Origin of the sequence: Streptomyces sp. NBC_00440, assembly GCF_036014215.1 — a bacterium.
GTDB lineage: Bacteria > Actinomycetota > Actinomycetes > Streptomycetales > Streptomycetaceae > Streptomyces.
The window spans coordinates 2,268,127-2,274,134 of record NZ_CP107921.1 but is presented as its reverse complement, the minus strand read 5'-3'; the positions used below and the strand labels follow the sequence as shown (position 1 = coordinate 2,274,134).

Here is a 6,008-nt window from a genome sequence, read left to right as displayed (position 1 = left end):
GTGGGCGGGCATGCGCGCAGGGCGTGCCGGGCCGCGCCGAGTGCGGTGGTGCCACGCGATCGGCGGGCGGGGCGACTTTTTCTGCGGTCAGGCGGCGAGTTCGCCGGCCTGTAGCTGCCAGAGAGATGCGTAGAGACCGTGCTGGGCGAGGAGTTCGTTGTGGGTGCCCTGTTCGGCGACGATGCCGCCCTTGTCCATGACGTAGATGCGGTCGGCGTGGCGGACCGTGGAGAGGCGGTGGGCGATGACGACCATCGTGCGGTCGGCCGCGAAGCCGCGCAGTGTGCGCTGGATGGCGGCCTCGGTCTCGTTGTCGACGGCGGAGGTGGCTTCGTCGAGGATCACGACCGGCGAGTCCTTGAGGATCGCGCGAGCCAGGGCGATCCGCTGCCGCTGGCCGCCGGAGAGAGCGGCACCGCGTTCACCGATCAGGGTGGCGTAGCCGTCCGGCAGGGTCGCGATGAAGGTGTGGGCCTCGGCCATGGCGGCGGCCTGGAGCACTGCCTCGTCGGAGGCTCCGAAGCTGCCGTAGCGGATGTTGTCGGCGATGCTGCCGTCGAAGAGGAACGGATCCTGGGCGACGAAGCCGATGGCGTGCCGCAGGTTGTGGCGCCGCAGGTCCCGAATGTCCTGTCCGTCGATCAGTACCCTTCCGGACTGGGCGTCCTGGAATCGCATCAGCAGTCTGGCGATCGTCGTCTTGCCGGATCCGGTGGCGCCCACCAGGGCGGTCACCTGCCCGGCCGGGATGGTCAGCGAGAGGTCCTGCAGTGCCGTCGCCCGACCGGGGTAGGCGAAGGTGACCCTGTCGAGGACGATTTCGCCCTGCACCTCGGCGAGGTCGACCGTCTCGTCGCCGCCGTCGGCCTCGACGGGCAGGGCGCGCAGCCGCTGGACCCGGTTGTATGAGGCGAGGGTGCGCTGGTACTGGTCGGCGATGCCGCCGAGCCGGCTCATCCGCATCAGCAGCATCTGAGGCAGCCCGATCAGTGGGCTGAACACCTCGAAGCGCAGGGTGCCGTTGAGTACCGAACGTCCGCCGATCAGCAGGGTTGCCGCCATCGATGCGGTGGTGCAGGACCGGACGGTCTCGGCGTGGCGGCTCGTGCTCCGGTCGGTCTGCCGGCTGCTCTCCTGGACCGACTCGCTCAGCTCGTCGATGCGTTCGGCTTCGTAGTCCTCGGTGCAGAAGCCCTTGACGGTCGCACCGGCTTCGAGCGAGTTGATCACCTGGCTGCCCAGCCTGGACCGGCACTCACCGGTGACGGCGTAGTCTGCCGCGGCCTTCTCCTGGTGGTGCAGCGACAGCCAGGCGATGACCGGGATCGGCAGGAATGCGATCCAGGCGATCTGGGGTGCCAGCAGGAGGAACGCCGGCACCAGGACGGCCAGGCTGGTGCCGAGTTGCAACACGTCGTTGGCCGGGCCGGCGAAGAATGCGCCCAACTGGCCGACGTCGTTGGTGAGTGCGCCGGCAACCCTGCTGGTCCGCTCACCCTCCAAGTGACCCAGTTCGAGGTGCTGCACGTGTCGGTACGTGCGGCTCCGCCACTCGTGCTCGATGTCCTGGCCGAGTCGTCGCCACTGGAGGTTCGAGGCGTAAGAGAGGCCCGCCACCGCGGCACAGGCGACAGCCACCAGCCCCGCCAAGCCCCAGAGTTGAGCGGAGGCCGTGGTCAGGCCGAGGCTCACCAGCGGAGCTGCCTCACCCTTGATGAGGACCAGTCCGGTCCATCCGAGGAAGGTGCCGAGCGCCATCTCCGCAGCCTGGCAGGCGACGGACAGGGCAGCAGCCTGGTAGAGACGGCGCCGGTGCGGACCGACGATCTCCAGCAAGGGGTGACGCTCGGCACCGCGCCCGGTCGCGTCCCGGGACGTGTCGACAGTTCCGCGCCAGGCCTTCCGCAGGACGACCGCGGTCGCTGCTGCAACCCCGCCCGCGGCCACCAGCTGCTTGCTCAGCGCCGAGCCCTTGATCAGCGCGACCCCGGCCGCGACCCCGCCGCCGACGGCGAGCACAGGGCGCACGACCAGGCCGGGATCCACCCGAGGCGTCGGCGCAGCGCCGGGGCCGGCCGGGGCCGGACGCCCCACTCCGGTCGGGACTTCCGCGACCCGGGTGACGGCCCTGCGGACGATACGGCCGATGTCCGTGGCACGCAGCCGCGCATCATGCCGGACGAGCACCCCGCCGGTGACGGGGTTGGCCTGGGCCTCGGTGATCCCGGGAATGTGGCGCAGCGCAGCGGCGAGGATCTCGGCCGCCCGGGGGCGTCCGAGGACCAGCTTGACGTCCCAGCGCTGACGGCCCGGTGTGACCGAGCGCGGGCTCGCACCCAATTCCACGGAGCGGAATTCGGTGGCGGCACCCAGTAGCGATGGCATGTGTACGATCACCTGTTTGCGGAGGTCGCGGAAATCCGCCACGGACAGGGCAGATTACGGCTACGGAGCGGGAAATGGTGGGCGGCAGATCTCGATGAGTGAACGGCCTGTCAACGGCCGCCGCCCGCGCGCATTCCGTCGAAATCGATCGGCATGCGCGCCTGGCGGCGGCCGTGATCCCTTACGGGCCGTCAGTGCGCCTTTCCGGCGGCGCTGCCGGTCGTGCGGATCTTAGGGGTCCTCGGTTCCCCCTTGGCGCCCTGCCCGGTGGCGTGCTGGCCGTCGCCGGAGTGGCTTTCGGTCTCACCGGCGGCGATCTGGGCGGCCACCACGTCGGCGGCCACTTCGGCTGCGAGGTCATGGATGTTCTCCCCGGCCTCCTGAGCTGCCTTCTTCACCTCCATCGCGATGCCGACGGACGCTTTGACGACTCCACCCACCAGGGGCTTGAGCAGACGTTTGGCCAGTGGCGCGACGATGAGGCCGAACAGGAAGGGCGGTACTACAGGCGGCATGATGCTCCATCCTCTCTACGTACGTATGACAGGGAACCCGGGAGCGGCGAACACCGAACAGTGCACAGCCGGGCGTATATGAAGCATTCCATCTCGAAATCCGGGACTCATCTGACGAATCGAATTCCCGGACATCAGAATGCGCCGTCCGATCCCGTGATCACGGTAGTCGAGCCACGCCCGCCTCAGCCAAATGACCCACTACAAGTTCACTCATGTGGGTGGTGATGGCCTCTCCGCGTAACCTGAATTGCGGCGCGCCCGAACACCCTCCAGAACTATTAACTGATTACTGTCTCGAAGGAGTGCCATGTCTGACCGACACCCGCCGCCCCAGCCCCGGGGATGGGGCGGCGGGTGACACGGCGGGCGCGGCACCCCTCGTAGGGGTGAATCAAGAATCGCCGCCACAGTCGTCTCCGAAGGCTCCCGGCCAAGCCGCCTGGCGATCCGGGATGTTCGAACATGCCTTCCGTACAGGTCAGTTGAGTCACCTTGGCCAAGCCCCGGTGCGACCATGACGCCATGCTCCGACGCACTCCGCCGGTCGCCCTGGCGGCCGCTCTCATGGCCTCGGCCGTCGCGCTGGGCGGCTGTGGCGGCGTCGCCACCTCCTCGACGAGCACCTCCCTGGTGGACCAAGGCACCGTCCGGATCGCTGAGTCCAGTGAGACATCGAGCTTCGACCCGTACTCCGCCTTCGGCGCCGCCCAGGCCCGCTACGCCTACGACTCCCTGGTCAACCTCGCCCCCGACGGCACTCTGGTCACCGGCCTGGCCTCCTCCTGGAAGGCCACCACCACCACGGCCACCTTCACCCTCCGCCCAGGCGTCACCTGCTCCGACGGAACTCTCCTCACCGCCTCGGCGGTGGCCCGGGCACTCACCTACGCGGGGAACCTGGCCAACCAGCTCGCCGGCGCCCGGACCGTCCTCCCGAACGTCCCGTACACCGCGAGCGCCGACGACGGGACCGGCAGGGTGTCGGTGGCCGCCGCCTCCCCCTTCCCCTTCCTCACCCGCACCATCGGTCTGCTGCCGATCGTCTGCCCCGCCGGCCTCGACCGGCCCGGTTCGCTGGACCGCGCCACCCAGGGAACCGGCCCCTACGTACTGACCCACTACACCCCTGGCGGACCGTACGAGTTCACTGTCCGCGACGGCTACTCCTGGGGACCCGCAGGGGCGACGACCACGCCCCCTGGCCTCCCCGCGCACATCATCATCATGGTGGTGCCGCAGTCCTCCACGGTGGCGAACCTGCTGCTCACCGGAGGCGTCGACATCGCGAGCGTGAGCGGGCCGGACCGCGCCCGGCTCACCGGCCACGGCCTGGCCACCGCCGACGTGGCGACCGTGGTCGGGCTCACGTTCTTCAACCAGCGCCCAGACCGGGTACTCGCGGACCGGGAGCTGCGCCGCGCCCTGGTCTCCGCCCTCGACCGCCGGGGCCTGGCCAACGTCGCCGTCGGCGGCACCGGCAGGCCAGCCACCGACTTCGGCGCCGAGGGCGCCGTCTGCCACGCTGACCTCGCCGATGCCAATCTGCCCGCGCGGAATGCCGTCGGGGCCCTGCGTGACGCCGGGTGGACCCGCTCCGCCGACGGCCCGCTGACCAAGGACGGCCGGGTGCTCCGGCTTCGCCTGATCACCAGCCCCGACCTCGGCCCGACCTTGGCCTCCGTCGCCGAGCTGATGGCCCGGGAGTGGACGGAGCTCGGCGCCGAGGTCGACCTGGTGACCGAGAGCCTGCCCGCCCTCGTCAATGCCATGTACCGCAGCGCCGACTTCGACGTGGTGGTCGGCAGCACCCCCGGTTTCGCCCTGCCGGCCGGCTTCACCCCCTTCTTCTCCGGCTCGACCCCTGCCCAGGGCCTCAATTTCGCGGGGGTGACCAATCCCGAGTACGACGCCCTGGTCGCCCAGGCGCTCCGCGAGACCGACACCACCGGATGCGCCACCTGGAACCGGGCAGCCGCCGCGCTCTTCCGCTCGGCCGACGCGCTGCCGATCGCCGAAGGCCGGAGCAGTGCGTACGGCTACCGCACCACCTTCGCCACAACCTTCGGCGGCCAGCTCGTTCCCACCAGCATCCGGCTCCACCAGTGACCTCCCACCTCAGTGACCGAGGGCCCACCATGTCCGTACCCCAGTTGCTGCGGCACCCCTGGACGGTGTTCCTCGGCCGCCGCATCCTCCGGCTGCTCCTCTCCCTCGGGTTCGTGCTCACCGCGTCCTTCGCGATGATCCGTCTCGTCCCGGGCGATCCGGTCCGGGCCGCGCTCGGCGTCGACGCCGCCCCCGACCTGGTGCTCGCACGCAGGCACGCCCTCGGGCTCGACACACCCTTCCCGTCCCAGTACTGGCACTACCTCGGTGGCCTCCTGCACGGGGACCTGGGCACCTCTCTGGTCACCGGCACACCGGTCGCGGAGATAATCCGCACTCGGCTGCCGGCCACTCTGGAGATCGCCGGCCTCGCCTTCGTGGTCACCCTTGTCGTCGCCCTGCCCGGCGGTCTGCTCGCCGCCGTCCGCACCCTTGACGGCCGCCGCCCGCGCACCGAGCTGGCGTTCACTGCGGTCACCGCCGGTCTGGCCGGAGTGCCGGACTTCGTCCTGGCCGCCGGACTCACCGCGCTGCTGGCCGTCGGCCTCCAACTGCTTCCGGTGGCCGGCGCGGCGGGCGTCGGGTCCTTCGTCCTGCCCGTCCTCGCGCTCTCCCTCGCCCCCACCGCTGTCCTGCTCCGCATCGTCCGGGTGGAGGCGCTGAAGGTGCTGAACGAGGACTACCTGCGTACCGCCCGGAGCAAACGGCTGTCTCCCGCGCGCCGGTACCTCCGGCACGCCGCACCGAACACGGCCACAGCCGCACTCACGGTCGCCGGCAGTCTGCTGCCCGCCCTGATCGCAGGCACCGTGCTGGTCGAGAAGGTCTTCGCCTGGCCCGGCATCGGCTCCGCCATGGCCCAGTCCGCGGTCGCACAGGACTACCCGGTGGTCCAGGCGATGGTGCTGGTGCTGGGCACCACCGTGCTGCTCGCCGGCCTCCTCGTCGATGTTCTGCTCGCCGTGCTCGATCCCCGTTCGGCCATCCGGGAGATGTGAC

4 protein-coding genes are annotated in these 6,008 nt (G+C 70.3%); 2 read left to right on the top strand and 2 right to left on the bottom strand.

The window, feature by feature from the left end; translation table 11 throughout:
• Nucleotides 1–87: 87 nt before the first annotated feature.
• Together OHB13_RS10195 and OHB13_RS10190 are read right to left on the bottom strand one after the other, a co-directional pair.
• Nucleotides 88–2,385 carry an ABC transporter ATP-binding protein/permease gene (locus OHB13_RS10195; protein WP_328376840.1) on the bottom strand — a complete coding sequence of 766 codons (2,298 nt, stop codon included), beginning with the start codon at nucleotides 2,383–2,385 and terminating at the stop codon, nucleotides 88–90.
• Nucleotides 2,386–2,576: 191 nt separating this feature from the next.
• Nucleotides 2,577–2,900, bottom strand: coding sequence for a DUF5132 domain-containing protein (locus OHB13_RS10190; RefSeq protein WP_328376839.1), 324 nt, complete (start codon nucleotides 2,898–2,900; stop codon nucleotides 2,577–2,579).
• Nucleotides 2,901–3,425: 525 nt separating this feature from the next.
• Here OHB13_RS10190 and OHB13_RS10185 point away from each other — a divergent pair.
• Entirely contained in the window at nucleotides 3,426–5,009 is a 1,584-nt protein-coding gene (locus tag OHB13_RS10185; RefSeq protein ID WP_328376838.1) for an ABC transporter substrate-binding protein, read from the top strand.
• Nucleotides 5,010–5,038: 29 nt separating this feature from the next.
• Entirely contained in the window at nucleotides 5,039–6,007 is a 969-nt protein-coding gene (locus OHB13_RS10180) for an ABC transporter permease (RefSeq protein ID WP_328376837.1), read from the top strand.
• The last annotated feature ends 1 nt before the right edge of the window (nucleotide 6,008 follow it).